At 71.0% G+C, this 17,099-nt stretch carries 16 protein-coding genes and 1 riboswitch; of the genes, 8 read left to right on the plus strand and 8 right to left on the minus strand.

The window, feature by feature from the left end:
- Positions 1-9 precede the first annotated feature (9 nt).
- A complete protein-coding gene (locus ACIBK9_RS51230) occupies positions 10-303 on the plus strand; it encodes a Dabb family protein (protein WP_358302030.1) in 294 nt (97 codons plus the stop codon).
- Here ACIBK9_RS51230 and ACIBK9_RS51235 read toward each other — a convergent pair.
- The 3 genes from ACIBK9_RS51235 to ACIBK9_RS51245 all read right to left on the minus strand — a co-directional run bounded on the left by ACIBK9_RS51235 (position 300) and on the right by ACIBK9_RS51245 (position 3,401).
- Positions 300-524 carry a hypothetical protein gene (locus tag ACIBK9_RS51235; protein WP_358302033.1) on the minus strand — a complete coding sequence of 75 codons (225 nt, stop codon included), beginning with the start codon at positions 522-524 and terminating at the stop codon, positions 300-302. The two genes, ACIBK9_RS51230 and ACIBK9_RS51235, sit on opposite strands and share 4 nt — an antisense overlap.
- Before the next feature lie 71 nt (positions 525-595).
- Positions 596-1,534: an MBL fold metallo-hydrolase gene (locus ACIBK9_RS51240; protein WP_397166663.1), complete on the minus strand. Its 939-nt coding sequence runs from the start codon at positions 1,532-1,534 to the stop codon at positions 596-598.
- A gap of 61 nt (positions 1,535-1,595) precedes the next feature.
- Positions 1,596-3,401 (minus strand): acyl-CoA dehydrogenase, encoded by a 1,806-nt coding sequence (locus ACIBK9_RS51245; protein ID WP_397166664.1) that lies wholly within the window; start codon positions 3,399-3,401, stop codon positions 1,596-1,598.
- 103 nt (positions 3,402-3,504) lie between these two features.
- Here ACIBK9_RS51245 and ACIBK9_RS51250 point away from each other — a divergent pair, with 103 nt between their 5' ends.
- The 4 genes from ACIBK9_RS51250 to ACIBK9_RS51265 all read left to right on the plus strand — a co-directional run bounded on the left by ACIBK9_RS51250 (position 3,505) and on the right by ACIBK9_RS51265 (position 6,075).
- Complete coding sequence (locus ACIBK9_RS51250) at positions 3,505-4,302, plus strand: class I SAM-dependent methyltransferase (RefSeq protein WP_397166666.1); 798 nt, start codon at positions 3,505-3,507, stop codon at positions 4,300-4,302.
- Positions 4,303-4,325: 23 nt separating this feature from the next.
- Positions 4,326-4,387: riboswitch (guanidine-III (ykkC-III) riboswitch) on the plus strand.
- A 31-nt stretch (positions 4,388-4,418) separates the two neighbouring features.
- A complete protein-coding gene (locus tag ACIBK9_RS51255) occupies positions 4,419-4,739 on the plus strand; it encodes a DMT family transporter (RefSeq protein WP_397166668.1) in 321 nt (106 codons plus the stop codon).
- Between the two features lie 4 nt (positions 4,740-4,743).
- The gene (locus ACIBK9_RS51260; RefSeq protein ID WP_358302046.1) at positions 4,744-5,127 is read left to right on the plus strand and encodes a VOC family protein; all 384 of its coding nucleotides are present in this window, start codon (positions 4,744-4,746) and stop codon (positions 5,125-5,127) included.
- Positions 5,128-5,151: 24 nt separating this feature from the next.
- The gene (locus ACIBK9_RS51265) at positions 5,152-6,075 is read left to right on the plus strand and encodes a zinc-binding dehydrogenase (RefSeq protein WP_397166670.1); all 924 of its coding nucleotides are present in this window, start codon (positions 5,152-5,154) and stop codon (positions 6,073-6,075) included.
- Here the strand turns inward: ACIBK9_RS51265 and ACIBK9_RS51270 are convergent.
- A complete protein-coding gene (locus ACIBK9_RS51270; RefSeq protein ID WP_358302049.1) occupies positions 6,041-6,490 on the minus strand; it encodes a hypothetical protein in 450 nt (149 codons plus the stop codon). The two genes, ACIBK9_RS51265 and ACIBK9_RS51270, sit on opposite strands and share 35 nt — an antisense overlap.
- Positions 6,491-6,565: 75 nt before the next feature.
- Here ACIBK9_RS51270 and ACIBK9_RS51275 point away from each other — a divergent pair, with 75 nt between their 5' ends.
- On the plus strand, positions 6,566-7,492 hold the full coding sequence (locus ACIBK9_RS51275; RefSeq protein ID WP_397166671.1) for a GNAT family N-acetyltransferase: 927 nt from the start codon (positions 6,566-6,568) through the stop codon (positions 7,490-7,492).
- On the opposite strand, the gene ACIBK9_RS51280 is transcribed toward ACIBK9_RS51275, so the two are convergent.
- Positions 7,481-8,032 (minus strand): PadR family transcriptional regulator, encoded by a 552-nt coding sequence (locus tag ACIBK9_RS51280; protein ID WP_397166672.1) that lies wholly within the window; start codon positions 8,030-8,032, stop codon positions 7,481-7,483. The genes ACIBK9_RS51275 and ACIBK9_RS51280 overlap by 12 nt on opposite strands.
- Positions 8,033-8,125: 93 nt before the next feature.
- On the opposite strand from ACIBK9_RS51280, the gene ACIBK9_RS51285 reads away from it, so the two are divergent.
- Positions 8,126-8,872, plus strand: coding sequence for an alpha/beta hydrolase (locus ACIBK9_RS51285; protein ID WP_397166674.1), 747 nt, complete (start codon positions 8,126-8,128; stop codon positions 8,870-8,872).
- Here ACIBK9_RS51285 and ACIBK9_RS51290 read toward each other — a convergent pair.
- Positions 8,850-10,862 carry a molybdopterin-dependent oxidoreductase gene (locus ACIBK9_RS51290; RefSeq protein WP_397166676.1) on the minus strand — a complete coding sequence of 671 codons (2,013 nt, stop codon included), beginning with the start codon at positions 10,860-10,862 and terminating at the stop codon, positions 8,850-8,852. The two genes, ACIBK9_RS51285 and ACIBK9_RS51290, sit on opposite strands and share 23 nt — an antisense overlap.
- 424 nt (positions 10,863-11,286) lie before the next feature.
- Here ACIBK9_RS51290 and ACIBK9_RS51295 point away from each other — a divergent pair, with 424 nt between their 5' ends.
- Positions 11,287-13,662, plus strand: a complete 2,376-nt coding sequence (locus ACIBK9_RS51295; RefSeq protein ID WP_387681417.1) for a YbhN family protein — start codon at positions 11,287-11,289, stop codon at positions 13,660-13,662.
- Between the two features lie 41 nt (positions 13,663-13,703).
- Here ACIBK9_RS51295 and mgrA read toward each other — a convergent pair whose 3' ends face one another.
- Together mgrA and ACIBK9_RS51305 are read right to left on the minus strand one after the other, a co-directional pair.
- Positions 13,704-14,702 carry an L-glyceraldehyde 3-phosphate reductase gene (gene mgrA, locus ACIBK9_RS51300; protein ID WP_397166678.1) on the minus strand — a complete coding sequence of 333 codons (999 nt, stop codon included), beginning with the start codon at positions 14,700-14,702 and terminating at the stop codon, positions 13,704-13,706.
- Positions 14,699-16,789: a S9 family peptidase gene (locus tag ACIBK9_RS51305; protein WP_358302071.1), complete on the minus strand. Its 2,091-nt coding sequence runs from the start codon at positions 16,787-16,789 to the stop codon at positions 14,699-14,701. Before ACIBK9_RS51305 ends, mgrA begins: the two co-directional genes overlap by 4 nt.
- Positions 16,790-17,099: the final 310 nt, after the last annotated feature.

Here is a 17,099-nt window from a genome sequence, read left to right on the forward strand (position 1 = left end):
GGTTGGCGCATGATCCGTCACATTGTGCTGTTCACCTGGGCCGACGACGCCACCGACGAGCAGAAGGCCGCGGTCGCGACCGAGCTGCGCAAGCTGCCGGGCGAGATCCCGCAGCTACGGGCGTACACGGTGGGGCCCGACGCCGGCATCACCCCCGGCAACCACGAGTTCGCCGTGGTCGCCGACCTCGACAGCGTGGACGACTTCGTGATCTACCGCGACCATCCCCGGCACCAGGCCGTGATCGCGGAGTACATCAAGCCGATCCTGGCGACGCGCGCCGCCGTGCAGCTCAGCCTCTAGAGCTCGGGCGGGTGGTTCTCGCGGTGCATCAGCCGGTCCTCGGAGGTGCGCCCGCGCCGGGGCGCGAGCACGATGCTGAGCACGACGCCCACGCCTCCGACGATCATGAAGATGACGCCGACGATGTCCATGTGCACGCTCTGGCCGAACACGTCGGGTTCGATGGCGAACCGCAGGATGGCGCCGAGCGTGAGGAAGAAGATGCTGACCCCGACACCCATGACGACCTCCAGGCAAAGGCGAGATGTGCCCACGGTCATACCCGGGTATCGGTGATCACACCCCCGCCGCGTCAGGCGAGACAGGACAGTGGCCGCCCGCCGTTGTAGGCGATCATGTCCTGGACGGCCGCGCCGACGTCGATCGGCGCGCCCGGCGGGCGGCCGTCCAGCTCGGCGTAGGCGCGGTGGAGATTGCCCACGATCCGTTCGGGGTCGAGCAGCGCGCCCCACTCGCCGAGGTCGGTCTCCCGCGCCGCCTCCAGGGGCGTCCGGCCCGCCGCGTGGCCCCGCCGGGCGGTCTCCTGGACGAACCGCAGGTAGCCCTCGACCCGGTCGTAGACCTCGGGCCCGCACACCTCGCCGTGTCCGGGGACGATCGTCTGCGCGCCCAGCGCCCTGAGCGTGTCCAGGGCGGCGATCGTCCCGGCCACCGAGCCCATCAGGACGAACGGCGTGCCGCCGTTGAAGACCAGGTCGCCGGAGAACAGCACCCGCCGCTCCGGGATCCACACGATCGAGTCGTTGGTCGTGTGCGCGGCCGGCCCGACGTGCCGCACCTCGCAGCGCAGGTCGTCGGAGTGGAGGGTGACCCCCTCGGTGTACGTCAGGAACGGCGGCGCGACCTCCATCGCCCCCCACACCACCTCCGGCGACCAGGCCCCCCGGTACGCCGGGACCCCGTCGGCCAGGATCTGGGCGCGTACGCCCTCGTGCCCGACGATCGTGGCCTCGGGGAACAGCCAGTTGCCGAAGGTGTGGTCGCCGTGGTGGTGGGTGTTGACCAGCGTGGTGATCGGCCCGCTGCTGACCTTGCCGACGGCCGCCCGCAGGTCGCGGGTGCGGCGCTCGGTCGAGCAGGCGTCCACGCAGATCACGCCGCGCCGCCCGGCCAGGAAGCCGGTGTTGTTGATCCACCAGCTCCCGTCGGGCTGGACGTAGGCGTAGACGCCCTCGGAGACCTCTTCGACGCGCGGCGGGGGCAGGGGGTGGTCATGAGGTGAAGAGCTCATGCCCGGAACCTAACAGCGACGCCCGCCCCCCGGACGGGAGGCGGGCGTCACCAGCGGTGGCTCAGAAGGCCTCTTCGGGAAGCTCCATGAGGTCCTGGCCGGTGGCGGCGAGGACGCGCCGCTCGGCCGTCAGCCTGGGCAGCACGGTCGTGGCGAAGAACGACGCCGCGGCCACCTTGCCCTGGTAGAACGGGTCCTCCGACTCCGCCAGCCGGGCCAGGGCCACCTCGGCCTGGCGCAGCAGCAGCCAGCCGATCACCAGGTCGCCCAGCGAGAGCAGGAACCGGGTGCTGTTCAGGCCGACCTTGTAGACCTCCGCCGGCTTCTCCAGCGAGCCGAGCGCCCAGCCGGCCATGGTGTCGCCCATGGCCTTGACCTCGGCGGCGGCCTCGGCGAGCAGCTTGCGCTCCTCCTTGAGCCGGCCGTTGCCCGCCTCGGAGGCGGCGAACTCGTTGATCTCGGCGAGCAGCGCGCCGACCGCGGCGCCCTGGTTGCGCAGGATCTTCCGGAAGAACAGGTCGAGGCCCTGGATCGCGGTGGTGCCCTCGTACAGGGAGTCGATCTTGGCGTCGCGGATGTACTGCTCGATCGGGTAGTCCTGCAGGTAGCCCGAGCCGCCCAGGGTCTGCAGCGAGCGGGCCAGCAGCTCGTACGAGCGCTCGGAGCCGACGCCCTTGACCAGGGGCAGCAGCAGGTCGTTCATGGCCTCCGCGTGCCGGTCCGCCGGGTCGATCAGGAGGGCGTCCTGGAAGGTGGCCGTGTAGAGGACCAGGGCGCGCATGCCCTCGGCGTACGCCTTCTGCAGCATCAGCTCGCGGCGCACGTCCGGGTGGTGGGTGATGGTCACCCGGGGGGCGGACTTGTCGGCCATCTTGGTCAGGTCCGCGCCCTGGTAGCGGGACTTGGCGTAGTCGAGGGCGTTCAGGTAGCCGGTGGAGAGCGTGGCGATGGCCTTAGTGCCGACCATCATGCGGGCGTGCTCGATCACCATGAACATCTGCTTGATGCCCTCGTGCACGTCGCCGACCAGCCAGCCGATCGCCGGGTGCTTGTCGCCGAAGGTGAGCTCGCAGGTCGTGGAGACCTTCAGGCCCATCTTCTTCTCGACGTTGGTGACGTAGGCGCCGTTGCGCTCGCCCAGCTCGCCGGTCTCCAGGTCCACGTGGAACTTGGGCACCAGGAACATCGACAGGCCCTTGGTGCCCGGACCGTGGCCCTCGGGACGGGCCAGGACCAGGTGGAAGATGTTGTCGGCCATGTCGTGCTCGGCGCTGGTGATGAAGCGCTTGACGCCCTCGATGTGCCAGGTGCCGTCGGGCTGCTGGACCGCCCTGGCCCGGCCGGCGCCGACGTCCGAGCCCGCGTCCGGCTCGGTGAGCACCATGGTGGCGCCCCAGTTCTTCTCGATGGCCAGCTCGGCGAAGCGCTTCTGCTCCGGCGTGCCCAGCTTCCACAGGGTGTAGGCGAAGTTGGGGCCGGCGGCGTACATGTACAGGGCCGGGTTGGAGCCGAGCACCATCTCGGCCGTCGCCCAGGCGAGGCTGCGCGGGATGCCGGGGCCGCCCAGCTCGGCGGGCAGGTCGAGGTGCGCCCAGCCGCCGTCCACCAGCGCCTTGAACGACTTCTTGACGCCGGCCGGGACGGTCACCGTGCTCGTCGCGGGGTCGAACACCGGCGGGGTGCGGTCGCCCTCCTCGAAGGAGTCGGCGAGCACGCCGGTCGCCAGCCTGTTGACCTCGTCCAGGATGCTCCGCGCGACGTCCTCGTCCACTTCGCCGAAGGGCCCGGTGCCGAGGATCTCGCGTCGACCGAACACCTCGAAGAGGTTGAATTCCAGGTCACGCACGTTGCTCTTGTAGTGGCCCATGGGTGCAGATCTCCTTGAACCGAGGTCTTCATGTACTGGCCAGTAACCTTACCTGCAATGCTACCCGCGGGTAACCCCGCCCATGCGTGGCATGCTCGACTCCATGGACGCCGAAGAACTCGCCACAAGATGGCGGGAGCGACTGGAATCCTGGGCCATCCCCGAGGAGATCCTGGCCAAGGCTCCGGCCGATCCGTGGAGCCACTCGCCGGCCCGGTTCGCCACGCGGACCGACCGGGCGCTGGCCGAGCCCGACGACGGCCCGACCATGACCCGGCTCGCCGAGGCGCTGCCCGACAAGGGCACGCTGCTCGACGTCGGCTCGGGCCCCGGCGCCGCGTCGCTGCCGCTGCGCGAGCGCATCGGCCACCTCTACGCGGTCGACACGTCCGCGCCCATGCTGGAGGGCCTGAAGGTCCGCGCGATGGACCTCGGCGTGCCCGCCACCACCGTCGAGGGGCGCTGGCCGGACGTGGCCGACCAGGTGCCCGTGGTGGACGTGTCCGTCGCCGCGCACGTGGTCTACAACGTGCCCCACCTGGCGGAGTTCCTCCAGGCGCTCGACCGCCGCACCCGCGGCCGGGTGGTGCTCGAACTGCCCCACCGCCATCCCATGAGCTGGATGACGCCGCTCTGGCAGCACTTCCACGGCGTCGACCGCCCGGTCCGGCCCATCGCGGAAGACTGCGTGGCCCTGGCCGCGGCGCTGGGCTTCCCCGTGCGCGTGGAGGAGCGGGAGGCGCCCCTGGAACGTTTCACGACCGTCGAGGAGCTGGCCGAGAGCGCCTGCCGCCGGGTGTGCCTCGACCCGTCCAGGGTGGAGGAGGTGGCCGAGACCGCCGTCGAGCTGGGCATGTGGCCGGTGCCGCGTGACCGGTGGGTCACCGTCTGGTGGGAATGATCCGTTTCGCTGAGCCGTTGTAAGCATTGAGCTGACCGCTCCCGGACGAGACGCGCCGTACCCGGAAACGCCAAGACGACGCACGTACCCGTACGTCTCGTCGTCAGGAGTGGGAAATGGCGTGGATTCTGCTTGTGCTGGCCGGCCTGTTCGAGGTGGTCATGGCACTGTCGCTCAAGCTCAGCAACGGCCTCAGCAACCTGTGGTGGACCCTGTCCTTCCTGGCCACGGCCGCCCTCAGCTTCGGCCTGCTCGCCTACGCGCTCAAGTCCCTGGAGGTCGGCACCGCGTACGCAGTGTGGACCGGCATCGGGGCCGTCGGCACCGCGATCCTCGGCATGGTCGCCATGGGCGACAACGTCTCGCCGCTGCGCCTGGCCTCGATCGCGCTCATCCTGGCCGGTGTCGTGGGGCTCAATCTGGCTGGTGGACACTAGTGCGATGATTGAGATCCATGCCATCACCGTCGACGCCACCGACCCCTACGAGATCGCGAGCTGGTGGAGCCAGGCCACCGGGTGGCCGCTGGCCGAGGGCGACAAGCCGGGAGCCGACGAGGTGATGCTGCGCACGCCGCAGGACCCGTTCCTGCTGTTCATCCGCGTGCCCGAGGGCAAGACCGGCAAGAACCGGGTGCATTTCGACGTCAACGGCACCGAGGGCCGTACGCGTGACGAGGAGGTCGAGCGGCTGCTCGGCCTCGGCGCGACCGTCTTCCAGGACCAGCGCAGGCCCGACGGCACGGGCTGGGTGACCATGCTCGACCCCGAGGGGAACGAGTTCTGCGTGTGCCGGAGCGAGGCGGAGAAGGCCTTGCCGGAATGATGTTCTGTCGGTGAAGCTGGCCCCATGAGCGTGAGGGCCGTCGTCTGCACCGAATACGGCAAGCCGGTCCGGCTGGCCGAGCTGCCCGATCCCGTCCCCGGTCCTGACCAGGTGGTCGTCGAGGTCGAGGCGGCCGGCGTCAACTTCGTGGACGGGCTGATGGTGCGCGGCGGCTACCAGATCAGGCCGCCGCTGCCCTTCACCCCCGGCTACGAGGTGGCCGGGCGGTTGCCCGACGGCGGCAGGGTCGTGGCGATCACCGGGTTGGGCGGCTTCGCCACGCGGGTGCTGGTGCACAGGGCGCAGGCCGTACCGCTGCCCGAGGGTTTCGACGTGCTCGCGGCGGCGGCGTTCCCGCAGAGCTACTGCACCGCCATGTACGCGCTCAGCGAGCGCGGCCGGCTGCTGCCCGGCGAGCGGGTGCTCGTGCTCGGGGCGGGCGGCGGTGTGGGGCTGGCCGTGGTCCAGGTCGCCAAGGCGCTCGGCGCCGTCGTGCTGGCGGCGGCGTCCACCGGCGAGAAGAGGGAGCGCGCCCGGCGGGCGGGAGCCGACGACGTGATCGGCTACGACGGGCTGAAGGAAGCGGCCAGGGCGTGGGCCGTGGACGTGGCCGTCGACCCGGTCGGCGGCGAGCTGTCCGAGCAGGCCCTTCGCGGGTTGCGCGAGGGCGGGCGGCTCCTGGTCGTCGGATTCGCCTCGGGCGGAATCGCGAAGCTGCCGGCCAACCAGGTGCTGCTGCGTAACCGGGCCGTGGTGGGCGTCGACTGGGGCGCGTGGTCCATGGGCCACGCCGTGGAGAACCGGGCCATGCTCGAAGGTCTGCTGGCGATGCCGGGCATCGTCCCGGCGGCGCCGGAGGTCAGGCCGCTGGCGGAGGCGGGCCGGGCCATGGACGACCTGCTGGAGCGGCGGGTCACTGGGAAGATCGTGCTCGTCCCTTCATCGTGAGGGTCAGGATCGCGGCGATCAGGTAGACCAGCGCGCCGTGCCACATCGCCTGCACGGCCGAGCCGAACACGCCCTCGTCGTCGAGCACGAGCTGCACCGGGTAGTCGAGCACCGCCGTGATCGCGGCGGGCAGGAGCGCGAACTTCCACGGGTGCCGCAGCGACCAGAGCCGGGCCTGGCGGGTGACGCGGTCGCCCTCGTGCGGCTTGGCGACCGCGCCGATCGCGGCGATCAGCGCGAACAGGCTGATGCCGAGGCCCAGGGCCCAGACCAGGTCACCGCCGCCGGTGACCAGGCCCATCCCGAAGCTGGCGGCCGACACCACGACGCCGCCGATGGCGGCGGTCTTCCAAGGGGCGCCCCGCAGGGCCGCCGCGGACAGTGAGACCTCATCGCGTCTACTGATTTCGTTCATGTCCTCATGGTGCCGCCGCGGGCCCCCATGAGGCATCGGGGACGGACCCTGACCTGTCCCTGACATGATTCCCATATGACGGAAATCGCCATTGTGCAGTTGGGGCCGGACGAAGGGGAACGACTGAAGGACGTCCGGCTGCGGGCGCTCCAGGAGTCACCGGACGCGTTCGGCTCCTCCTACGCGCGCGAGGTCGCGTTCTCCGCCGACGACTGGGCCGATCGGCTGAAGAACCCGCACTCGCGCTGGTGGGTGGCCGAGGACGACGGCCTGGGCGACGTCGGCCTGGTGTGCATGCTCCTGGAGGAGTCCGGCGCCCACCTGCTGTCCATGTGGGTCGCCCCCGAGGCCAGGGGACGCGGGCTCGCCTCCCGGCTGGTCGACCGGTCCGTGGAGTGGGCCCGTTCGGCCGGGGCCGAGCAGGTGCAGCTCTGGGCCGTCGACGGCAACCACGCCGCCCGCGCGCTCTACGCGGCCAAGGGCTTCGTGCGCAGCGGCAAGGTCATGGCCCTGCCCTCCAACCCGTCCCTGATGGAGTCCCACTACGCGCTGTCCCTGCTGTTCCGCCAGGCGCGCAAGGAGGACGTCCCGGCCATCGTCCGGCTGCTGGCCGACGACCCGCTCGGCGCCGCCCGCGAGGGAGCCCCCGACGACACCCGCTACCTGATGGCCTTCGACCGCATCGAGGCCAACCCGCACGACGAGCTCATCGTGGCCGAGCGGGAGGGCGAGGTGGTCGGCACGATGCAGCTCACGTACCTGGCCGGGCTGTCGCGGCTGGGCTCCGAGCGGTGCCAGATCGAGGGCGTCAGGGTGGCCGCCTCGACGCGCGGCCAGGGGCTCGGCGGCAAGATGATCCAGTGGGCCGTCGACCGGGCGCGGGCCAGGGGGTGCGCGGTCGTCCAGCTCACCTCCGACAAGTCGCGTACCGACGCCCACCGCTTCTACGACGCGCTCGGCTTCACCGCCTCCCACGAGGGCTACAAGCTCTCACTCGGCTGATTCGCCGTCGGCGAGCTGGGTCAGCATCCAGCGGCACCACTCGGCCCGGTGCCGCTCGTAGCTCAGCCCGCAGCGCAGCGTCGCGTAGCCGCCGAACCCGGGGTCGCCGAAGGCCGGCCGCCCGCCGAACGACGCCTCCTGCCGCTCGTAGTCGGCCAGCCGCTCCTCGTGCGCGGCGAGCTGGCCGGCGAACAGCCGCCGCAGCAGCTCCGGCTCGGCCAGCCACGCCGCGTACGTCTTCAGCACCAGCTCGTCGCGCTCCGGCCGCTCGCGCGGCGGCTCGGTGACCCATGCCCGCAGCGCCGCCAGGCCCTCGGCGGTCAGGTGGTAGACCTTCTTGGCCTGCGGGCCGGGCCCGTGCGCGCTCTCGAACCCGACCAGCCCGGCCGTCCGCAGTTTCTGCAGCTCGGCGTGGATCTGGCTGTGGCCGGCCGTCCAGAAGTAGCCGACCGGGCGCCGCATGGCCGCCGCGAGGTCGTAACCGGTGCGATCGCCGCGCGCCAGCACGGCCAGGATCGCGTATCCGAGCGTTGAGGTCATGGTGGGTCCAAGGATATGGTGCTTGCGGCACTATGTCAGTTCAGACATAGTCAGGAGAAGGGCGCGGCGGCCATGCGAAAGATCGTCGGATGGATGGCACTCCTCACCATGGGGCTGACCGGCTGCGGGGGCACGGTCGGCACCGGCACCACCGCCGTCCGCACGACGGCCGCCGAGTCCCCCGCCCCTGCCGGCGAGACAACCCCCACCCGGAGCGCGCCGCCCACCGGCCCCAACGTCTCGGGCTGCTTCACCGAGCAGGACGGCAAGATCTTCACCCACGTCCGCGGCCTGCCCGGCGTGATCGCCGGCGACGGCCCGGTGGGCGTGGTGATCAGTTACGAGCGCCGCGGCACCGTGTGCTCCTGGCGCCCGCTGTCGGACCGCCTGGTCGCCGCCGGCTACCGCGTCCTGCTGTACGCCAGGGACGCCGGCCTCCTCCCCGAGGACGGCGCGGTCGCCATGGGCAAGCGCCTGGCCAAGGAGAAGGGCGTCGAGCGGCTGTTCCTGGTCGGCGGCTCGATCGGCGCCACGGCCTCGGTCCCGGCGGCCGAGCGGCTGGGCGCCGAGGTGGCCGGCGTCGTCGCCCTGTCGGGCGAGATCGACAAGGGCGACGCCGCCGCGCTCACCGTGCCGCTGCTGCAGATCGGCTCCGAGCACGACTCCTACGGCGGCGCCGAGTCGATGCGCGCGGCCGAGGCCGCCGCGACCAGGTCCCCGGACAACCAGGTGCTGGTCATCCCCGGCGAGTCGCTGCACGCCTCGGCCCTGTTCGGCAGCCCTCACTCCGCCAAGGTGCTCGACACGGTCGTGGCGTTCATGGACCGGCACAAGGGCTGATCTCGACCAGGTTGTCGTGGAAGGCCGGGCCCCGGCCCATGTCGCCGTCCCGCTCGGCCACGACCGCGTTGGCGTTCGCGCCGCCCGGGGTCAGCTTCGGCCACCGGCCCTTGGGCGAGGCCACCACGCCGGACGCGACCCGGTCGCTGATCTCCACGTCGGCCAGGAACTCGCCGCCGTCGTTGTGCACCCGTACGCGCTGCCCGGCCACCAGCCCCCGGGCCGCCGCGTCGGCCGGGTTGACCAGCACGGCCGGCCCCTTGGCCCGTCGCCGCAGCTCCGGATTGTTGGCGAAGATCGTGTTCAGGAACGTGTGCGAGGCCGGCGTGACCAGCGTCAGCGGGTACGCCGACCGGTCGGCGACCGCCGTGTGCGAGGGCACGTACGCCTTCCCCGCGGGCGGGAAGCGCAGCCGCCCGGAAGGCGTCGGAAAGCCCTCGGCGAACGGCGCGAACGGCTTGGGATAGTTCATCCGCACCCACCCCTCCTTGCGCAGCCGGTCCAGCGTGACGCCTTCGAGCGACGGGTGCCCGCCCGACAGCAGCGACTCGGCCAGCTCCAGGTCGGAGTCGTACAGGGACGGCTCGGTCAGCCCCATGTGCGCGGCCAGCCGGCGGAAGGTCTCGGTCGTGGACAGGCACTCGCCCGGCGGCGGCACGGCGGGCTCGTTCCACAGCAGGTACATGTGGCCGTAGCCGGCGTGCAGGTCCATGTGCTCGGTCTGCATGGTCGCGGGCAGCACGATGTCGGCGTAGTCCACGGTGTCGGTCGGGAACTGCTCCATGACGACCGTGAACAGGTCCTCGCGGGCGAGCTGCCGCCTGATCGCGTTGGCGTCGGGGGTCGAGCCGAGCGGGTTGGCGGCGTACACCCACAGACATTTGACGTCGTCGAGCTGGGAGCCGAGCTTGGTCATGACCAGCGTGCGCACCGGCTTGGCCAGCAGGTCGTCGCGGGTGTCGACGGTCACGCGCACGTGGCCGCTCGTCGAGTACGCCACGCCGCCGCCCGGATGCCGCCAGTCGCCGGTCACGCCGGGGATCGCGGCGATCGTGCGCATCGCGGCGCCGCCGCCGGCGTGCCGCTGGATGCCCATGGTGGCGCGGATCGCGGTCGGCCGGGTGTGGGCCAGACGCATCCCCAGGCCGTGGACGTCCTCGGCCGGGATGCCGGTGATCTCTGCCACCCGCTCCACCGGGTACTCCATGATCTCCTTGCGGAAGTCCGCCCAGCCCTCGGTGTGCTCGGCCAGGAACTCCTCGTCCTGGGCGTTCTCCGCGAGCACGACGTTGAGCAGCCCGAGCGCGAGCGCGGCGTCCGTGCCCGGCCTGATCGCCAGGTGCTGGTCGGCCTGGTCGGCGGTCCTGGTGCGGATGGGGTCGATGGCGACCACGTGCGCGCCGTCCGCGCGGGCGTCCTGGATGAACTTCCACAGGTGGTGGCCGCTGGTCAGCGTGTTCGTGCCCCAAAGCAGGATCAGCCTGGCCTGGGCGAAGTTCTCCGGGTCCATGCCGCCGGCGGTGCCGTTGGCCTTCATCAGCCCGCTGCTGCCGGCCGCCGAGCAGATGTTCAGCCAGTGCTTGGACGCCCCCAGCACGTTCCAGAACCGGCGGCCCGCCACGCCCTCGCAGCCCTGGAGGTAACCCAGCGAGCCGGTGCCGAGGTAGGGCCAGATCGCCTCGCCGCCGTGCTCGTCCACGATGGCGCGCAGCCGGGTCGAGATCTCCTCGAGCGCCTCGTCCCAGGTGATGCGCTCGAACTGCCCCGATCCCTTCGGCCCGGTGCGCCGCATCGGGTACAGGATGCGGTCGTCCGCCTGCGTGTGCTCCAGGTACCGGTTGACCTTCACGCACAGCGCGCCGCGGGTGTAGGGGTGGTCGGGGTTGCCGCGCATCTTGACGGCCTGCCCGTCCCGTACGGTCACGACCCAGGAGCAGGTGTCCGGGCAGTCAAGCGGACATGCCCCCAAAACCCTCAAATCACCCGACATGCGCACAGCCTACGTCGAGAGGCCCGCGCCCGCCGTCCCCGCGACACCGCCGAGCCGACCTCGTGAAAGAAGTCAAAGGTGAACGGTTGGAGTTCCACCGTGTACCCTGCCTCGCGCAGCCTGGCCGCGGCGTTCTCGGCCGACGCGTCGTGACCGGGCCGCCCGGCCGCGCGGTTCCACCCGTGGGCGCCGGGCGTCGGGGGCGACGAGGCCGGCACCGGCATCGCGGGAGTGAACATGCCGGACGCGCGGGCAGGTCAATGCCGGTCGGGTCCTCACCCGGTGCGCGCGCCGGAGCGGCGAACGAGGACACTGGAGAACAGAGATCGTACGGTCCGGCCGGGAAGGTGCAGAATCACTGTCGGTGGCCGAAATCAGGGAACGAGACGATGACACGGAGGACCTCGCGGAGGGGGATCCAGCCGTGTCCGAGCCACGCGCCGACGGCGGCGTCTACGTAGTCGAGCCGCTCCTTCCCCAGCGGCTGCGGCGGCCGTCCGACCTGCTGCGCTTCTTCGCGACGCTGGCGGTGCTCGCGGCGGTGATCCTGCTCGCCCTCGTCGCCAAGCAGACGCTCAACGGCCTGGAGCAGGACGTCAAGGTCGGCGCCGAGATGGTCCCGCTGCTCAGCCGGGTCGCGGCCTTCATCGGCAGCGCGGCCGTGCTGATCGTGCCCGCCGCGTTCGCCGTCGAGCGGGTCTTCCACCGCGACGGCCTGCGCGTCGCGGAAGGGCTGATCGCGGCCATCATCGGCATGGCCGGGTCGTTCCTGCTCGGCCAGTGGATCGAGGCCAGCAGCCTGACCGACCTGCGCATCCTGCTCACCGGCGACCGCGCGATCGAGCCGCTGAACACGCTGCTCACCTCGGTGATCGCCTACACCACCGCGGTGCGCATCGCCCGCCGCCCCACGTGGCGCATGCTCATGTGGACCTCGATCGCCCTCTACATCCTCACCTACTTCTCCGGCAGGCAGATCACCCTGCCCAGCGCCATCGTGACCGTCCTGGTCGGCATGGCCATCGGCTACGCCACCCTCTACGGCGTCGGCAGCCCCAACACCCGCCCGCCCGGCAGCGCCGTGGTCGCCGCGCTGCGCAAGCTGTCCTTCTCACCCGTCTCCGCCCGCCGCATCGAGGACGACCACCAGGGCAGCCGCCGCTACGCCATCGGCCTCAAGGACGGCACCAGCCTCGACGTCACCGTCCTCGACCGCGACCGCCAGGTGGCCGGGCTGCCGTACCGGCTGTGGCGGCGCATCAGGCTCAACTCCGAGACCAGGCGCCGGGCCATCCGCTCGCTCCGGGCCGAGCTGGAACGCGAGGCCCTGATGGCGTACGCGGCCCAGGCCGCCGGCGCCAGCACGCCGCGCCTGCTCGGCACCAGCGAGATCGGCACCGAGGCCGCCCTGCTCGCCTACGAGCACATCGAGACCCGCCCGCTCGACGAGGTGCCCGACGCCGAGATCGACGACGCCCTGCTCGCCCAGATCTGGGAGCAGGTCGAGCTGCTGCAGATCCAGCGGCTGGCACACCGGCGGCTCACCGGCGACAGCATCCACCTCGACCGCGCCGGCCGGGTCGTGCTGACCGACGCCCGCAGCGGCGAGATCGCCGCCGGCGACCTGCTGCTCCGGCTCGACATCGCCCAGCTCCTCACCTACCTGGCGCTGCGCGTCGGCGCCGAGCGCTCGGTCCGGGCCGCCGCCGCCGTGATGGGCCCCGACGCCCTCGCCGCCGCCATGCCGCTGCTCCAGCGCATCGCCCTGACCAGGGAGACCCGTTCGGCCCTGTCCAAGGCCAAGAACGTGCTCACCAGCCTGCGCGACCACATCGTCGCCCTCAAGCCCCAGGGCAAGGTCGAAGAGGTACGCCTGGAGCGCTTCCGCCCGCGCACCCTGATCACGATCATCGCCAGCACGGTCGCCGCCTACGTCGTGCTGTCCCAGCTCAGCAAGGTCGACCTCTACAAGGTGGTGACCACGGCCAACTGGGGGTGGTCCGGCCTGGCGCTGATCGCCTCGTTCACCAGCTTCGTCGCCGCCGCCCTCATGCTGCGCGGGTTCGTCCCGGAACGCCTGCCGCTGTGGCGTACCGTCCTGGTGCAGTTCGCGTCGTCGTTCGTCAAGCTGGTCGCGCCCGCCGCGGTCGGCGGCGTCGCGATCAACACCCGCTACCTGCAGAAGCGCGGCATCGCGCCGGCGCTCGCGGTGGCCAGCGTGGGCGCCTCGCAGCTCATCATGCTGGTCTTCCACATCGCCCTGCTGCTGCTGTTCGCCTACATCACCGGCTCCGACGCCGCCACCTCCTTCACCCCCTCGCGCGGCCTGGTCGTGGCGATGCTCGCCATCGCGCTGCTGGTCGCGGTGGTGCTCGGCGTGCCGCCGCTGCGCAGGATGGTGACCGTGCGGATGCGCAGGCTGTTCTCGAACGTGCTGCCCCGCCTGCTCGACGTGCTCCAGTCGCCGGCCAAGATGATCGAGGCCGCCTTCGGCACGCTCATGATCACGATCGCCTTCGTGGCCTGCCTCGACGCCTGCGTCGCGGCGTTCGGCGGTCAGCTGAGCTTCACCGCCGTCGCCGTCGTCTACCTCACGGCCAACGCCATCGGCTCGGCCGCCCCCACGCCCGGCGGCCTCGGCGCCGTCGAGTACGCGCTCACTCTCGGCCTGGTCGCGGCCGGCCTCGAATGGGACCTGGCGGCCTCGGCCGTGCTGCTGCACCGGCTGCTCACGTTCTGGCTGCCGGTGCTGCCGGGCTGGGCCGCCTTCACCTACCTCCAGCGGCACGAGGCCCTGTGAACCGCCCTCGGGCGGCACAGGACCCCGTGCGCCACGGATGATCAGCGGGCCGACGTGACCGGCTCGGTGATCTTGTCGATCGCCGCCAGCTCGCTCTCGGTGAACACCGGGCCGTCCACGCACGCCACGTTGTCCTCCAGCTGCCGGACGCTGCTCGCCCCGATCAGCACGCTCGTCACCCGCGGGTCGCGCAGCGTCCACGACAGCGCCATCTGGGCCAGCGTCTGACCCCGGCCCCTGGCGATCTCGTTGAGGTCGCGGGCCAGGTCCCGGTCGATCTGCTCGGCGCTCAGGAACCGGCTCGTCGCCGCCCGCGAGCCCTCGGGCACGCCCTCCAGGTAGCGGTCGGTGAGCAGCCCCTGCGCCAGCGGCGAGTACACGATGCAGCCCATGCCCGCCTCCTCCAGCACGTCGAGCAGCCCGTCGTCCTCGATCCAGCGGTTGATCATCGAGTACGACGGCTGGTGGATGAGCAGCGGCGTGCCCAGCTCGCGCATGATCCGCGCGGCCTGCGCGGTCTGCTCGGCCGAGTAGTTGGAGACGCCCGCGTACAGCGCCTTGCCCGAGCGCACCGCCCGGTCCAGCGCCCCCATCGTCTCCTCCAGCGGCGTCTCCGGGTCCGGACGGTGGCTGTAGAACACGTCCACGTACTCCAGGCCCATGCGGGCGAGCGACTGGTCGAGGCTGGCCAGCACGTACTTGCGCGACCCCCACTCCCCGTACGGCCCCGGCCACATGTCGTACCCGGCCTTGGTCGAGATGACCAGCTCGTCCCGGTACGCCGCGAAGTCCTCCCGCAGGATGCGCCCGAAGTTCCGCTCCGCCGACCCGTACGGCACCCCGTAGTTGTTGGCCAGGTCGAAATGCGTCACCCCGAGGTCGAACGCGCGCCGCAGCACCGCCCGCGAGTTCTCGATCGGCCGGTCGTCGCCGAAGTTGTGCCACAACCCCAGCGACACCGCCGGCAACCGCAGCCCGCTGCGCCCGCTGCGGTTGTACGGCTGACGCTCGTAACGCCGCTCGTCGGCCACGAAGCTCACGCCGTCCCCCTCTCGATGATCCAGGACAGCGCGAACGCCTCCTCGCGCCAGGCGTCGTACCGGCCGCTGCGCCCGCCGTGCCCCGCGCCCATCTCCGTCTTGAGCAGGAACGGCCCGCCGGACGCGGTCGCCCGCAGCCGCGCGATCCACTTGGCCGGCTCGTGGTAGAGCACCCGCGTGTCGTTCAGGCTGGTGATCGCCAGAATCGGCGGGTACACCCTGCCGTCCACGTTCTCGTACGGCGAATAGCTCTTCATGTACGCGTAGACGTCCGGGTTGTGCAGCGGGTCGCCCCACTCGTCCCATTCGATCACCGTCAGCGGCAACGACGGGTCGAGGATCGTGTTGAGCGCGTCCACGAACGGGACCTCGGCCACCACCCCCGCGAACTCCTCGGGAGCCAGGTTCGTCACCGCGCCCATCAGCAGCCCGCCCGCCGAGCCGCCGCGCGCGACGATCCGCCCGCTCCAGCCGCCCGCCTTGAGATGCCGGGCCGCCGCCACGAAGTCGGTGAACGTGTTCCGCTTCCTGGTCAGCTTGCCGTCCTCGTACCAGTGACGGCCCATCTCGCCGCCGCCCCTGACGTGCGCGACGGCGAAGACGAACCCGCGGTCGAGCAGCGACAGCCGGGGCACCGAGAACCCGGGGTCGATCGAGGTCTCGTAGCTGCCGTAGCCGTAGAGCAGGGTCGGGGCCGGCGTCGTGGTGTCCTTGCGCTTGACGATCGAGATCGGCACACGCGTGCCGTCCTCGGCCGTCGCCCACTCCCGGAACTGCTCGTAGTCGCCCGCGTCGTAGCCGCCCAGCACCGGACGCTGCTTGAGCAGGATCAGCTCGTGCGAGTCCAGCTCGTAGTCGTAGACGCTCGGCGGCGTCACCATGCTCGTGTACGCCAGCCTCAGCCGCGTCGTCGTGAACTCGGGGTTGCCCGCCGGGCCGACGTCGTACAGGGGCTCGGGGAAGTCGATCTCGTACGCGTTCCGCTCGGCGGCCTCGATCCGCTCCCGCCAGCCCGCGCCCGCGGCGCTGTAGGGCAGCACCCGCAGGCCGGTCAGGCCGTCACGGCGGAAGTGCACGACGGCGTGGTCGGAGAAGGCGTCGATCTCCAGCAGCCGGGTGTCCTCGCGGTGCCCGATCAGCGGGGTCCAGGTGCCGGGCTCGTCGATGGGGGCCGTGGCCAGCTCGAAGTTCTCGGCGTTCTCGTTGTGCAGGACGTAGAAGAAGTCGCCCGCGTGCTCGACGCCGTACTCCACGCCGGTCTTCCTGGGCCGGACGACCTGGAACTCGCCGGTGGGGTCGGCGGCGTCGAGGATGCGCACCTCGCTGGTGATCTTGCTGCCCGCGCCCAGCACGAGGTACCGCTCGCTGCGGGTCAGCCCGATGCCCACCCAGTAGCGCTCGTCGGTCTCCTCGTAGACCAGGACGTCCTCTTCCGTGCCGAGGGTGTGCCGGTAGACCTGGTAGGGACGCCAGGCGTCGTCCACCCGCGTGTAGAAGAACGCCGAGCCGTCGGCCGACCAGGCGCCGCCGTAGAAGATGTCCTTGATCTCGTCGGGCAGCACCTCGCCCGTCTCAAGGTTCCTGAACCTCAGCGTGAAACGCTCGTCGCCCTTGTAATCGGTCGAGTAGGCCAGCATCGTCCCGTCGGGCGTGACGGCGCTGGTGCCGACGGAGAAGAACGCGCTGTCGCCGGCGAGCTCGTTGCCGTCGAGCACGACCTGCTCGCGCTCAAGGCGCTCGCCCGGCGTGATCTGCGGCGGCGCGTCACTGTCGGCCGGCACCCGGCAGGACACCGCGTACTGCTTGCCCTCCTCGGTACGCGTGAAGTACCACCACGCCCCCTTGCGGCTCGGCACCGACAGGTCGGTCTCCTGGGTGCGCCCCTTGATCTCCTGGAAGACCTGCTCCTGGAGCTCGGCGAGATGCGCGGTGTGCTCTTTGAGAAAGTCGTTCTCTGCCTCCAGGTACGCCGTTGTGTCCGGGTCGTCCTTGTTGCTTAGCCAGGCGTACTCGTCGATGAACGTGTCGCCGTGATGGATGCGCTCAGTCGGTACCTTCTTCGCCACTGGCGGCGTGTTGCTGCTCACGGGGGGAGTCTATGTTCGGCCGTGATCGTTCTGTGGCCGGGAGAGCTGCGGAACGCGTCCCGAGTGCTCGGGAGCGCTGCTAATCTTTAGAAGCCGACGAGGTGCGGCGCAACCCACTCCCTTCACTCCGGTGACTTTGGTGCGTTGCGACGCGTAACGTCGGCAATCCCTTCTGGCTCGCGGGTTTGAAGATCGGTTCGCTAACCGAGCGACAGGCTGGTAAGTTAGAGGGGTTGTCCCGGAAGCGGGGCGCGACTTAATTCCAGCAGGTCGAGCAAGTCCGGTCAATTTGACAGAGACTTGAACGGCT

Source organism: Nonomuraea sp. NPDC050227 (genome assembly GCF_044459705.1).
Lineage (GTDB): Bacteria > Actinomycetota > Actinomycetes > Streptosporangiales > Streptosporangiaceae > Nonomuraea.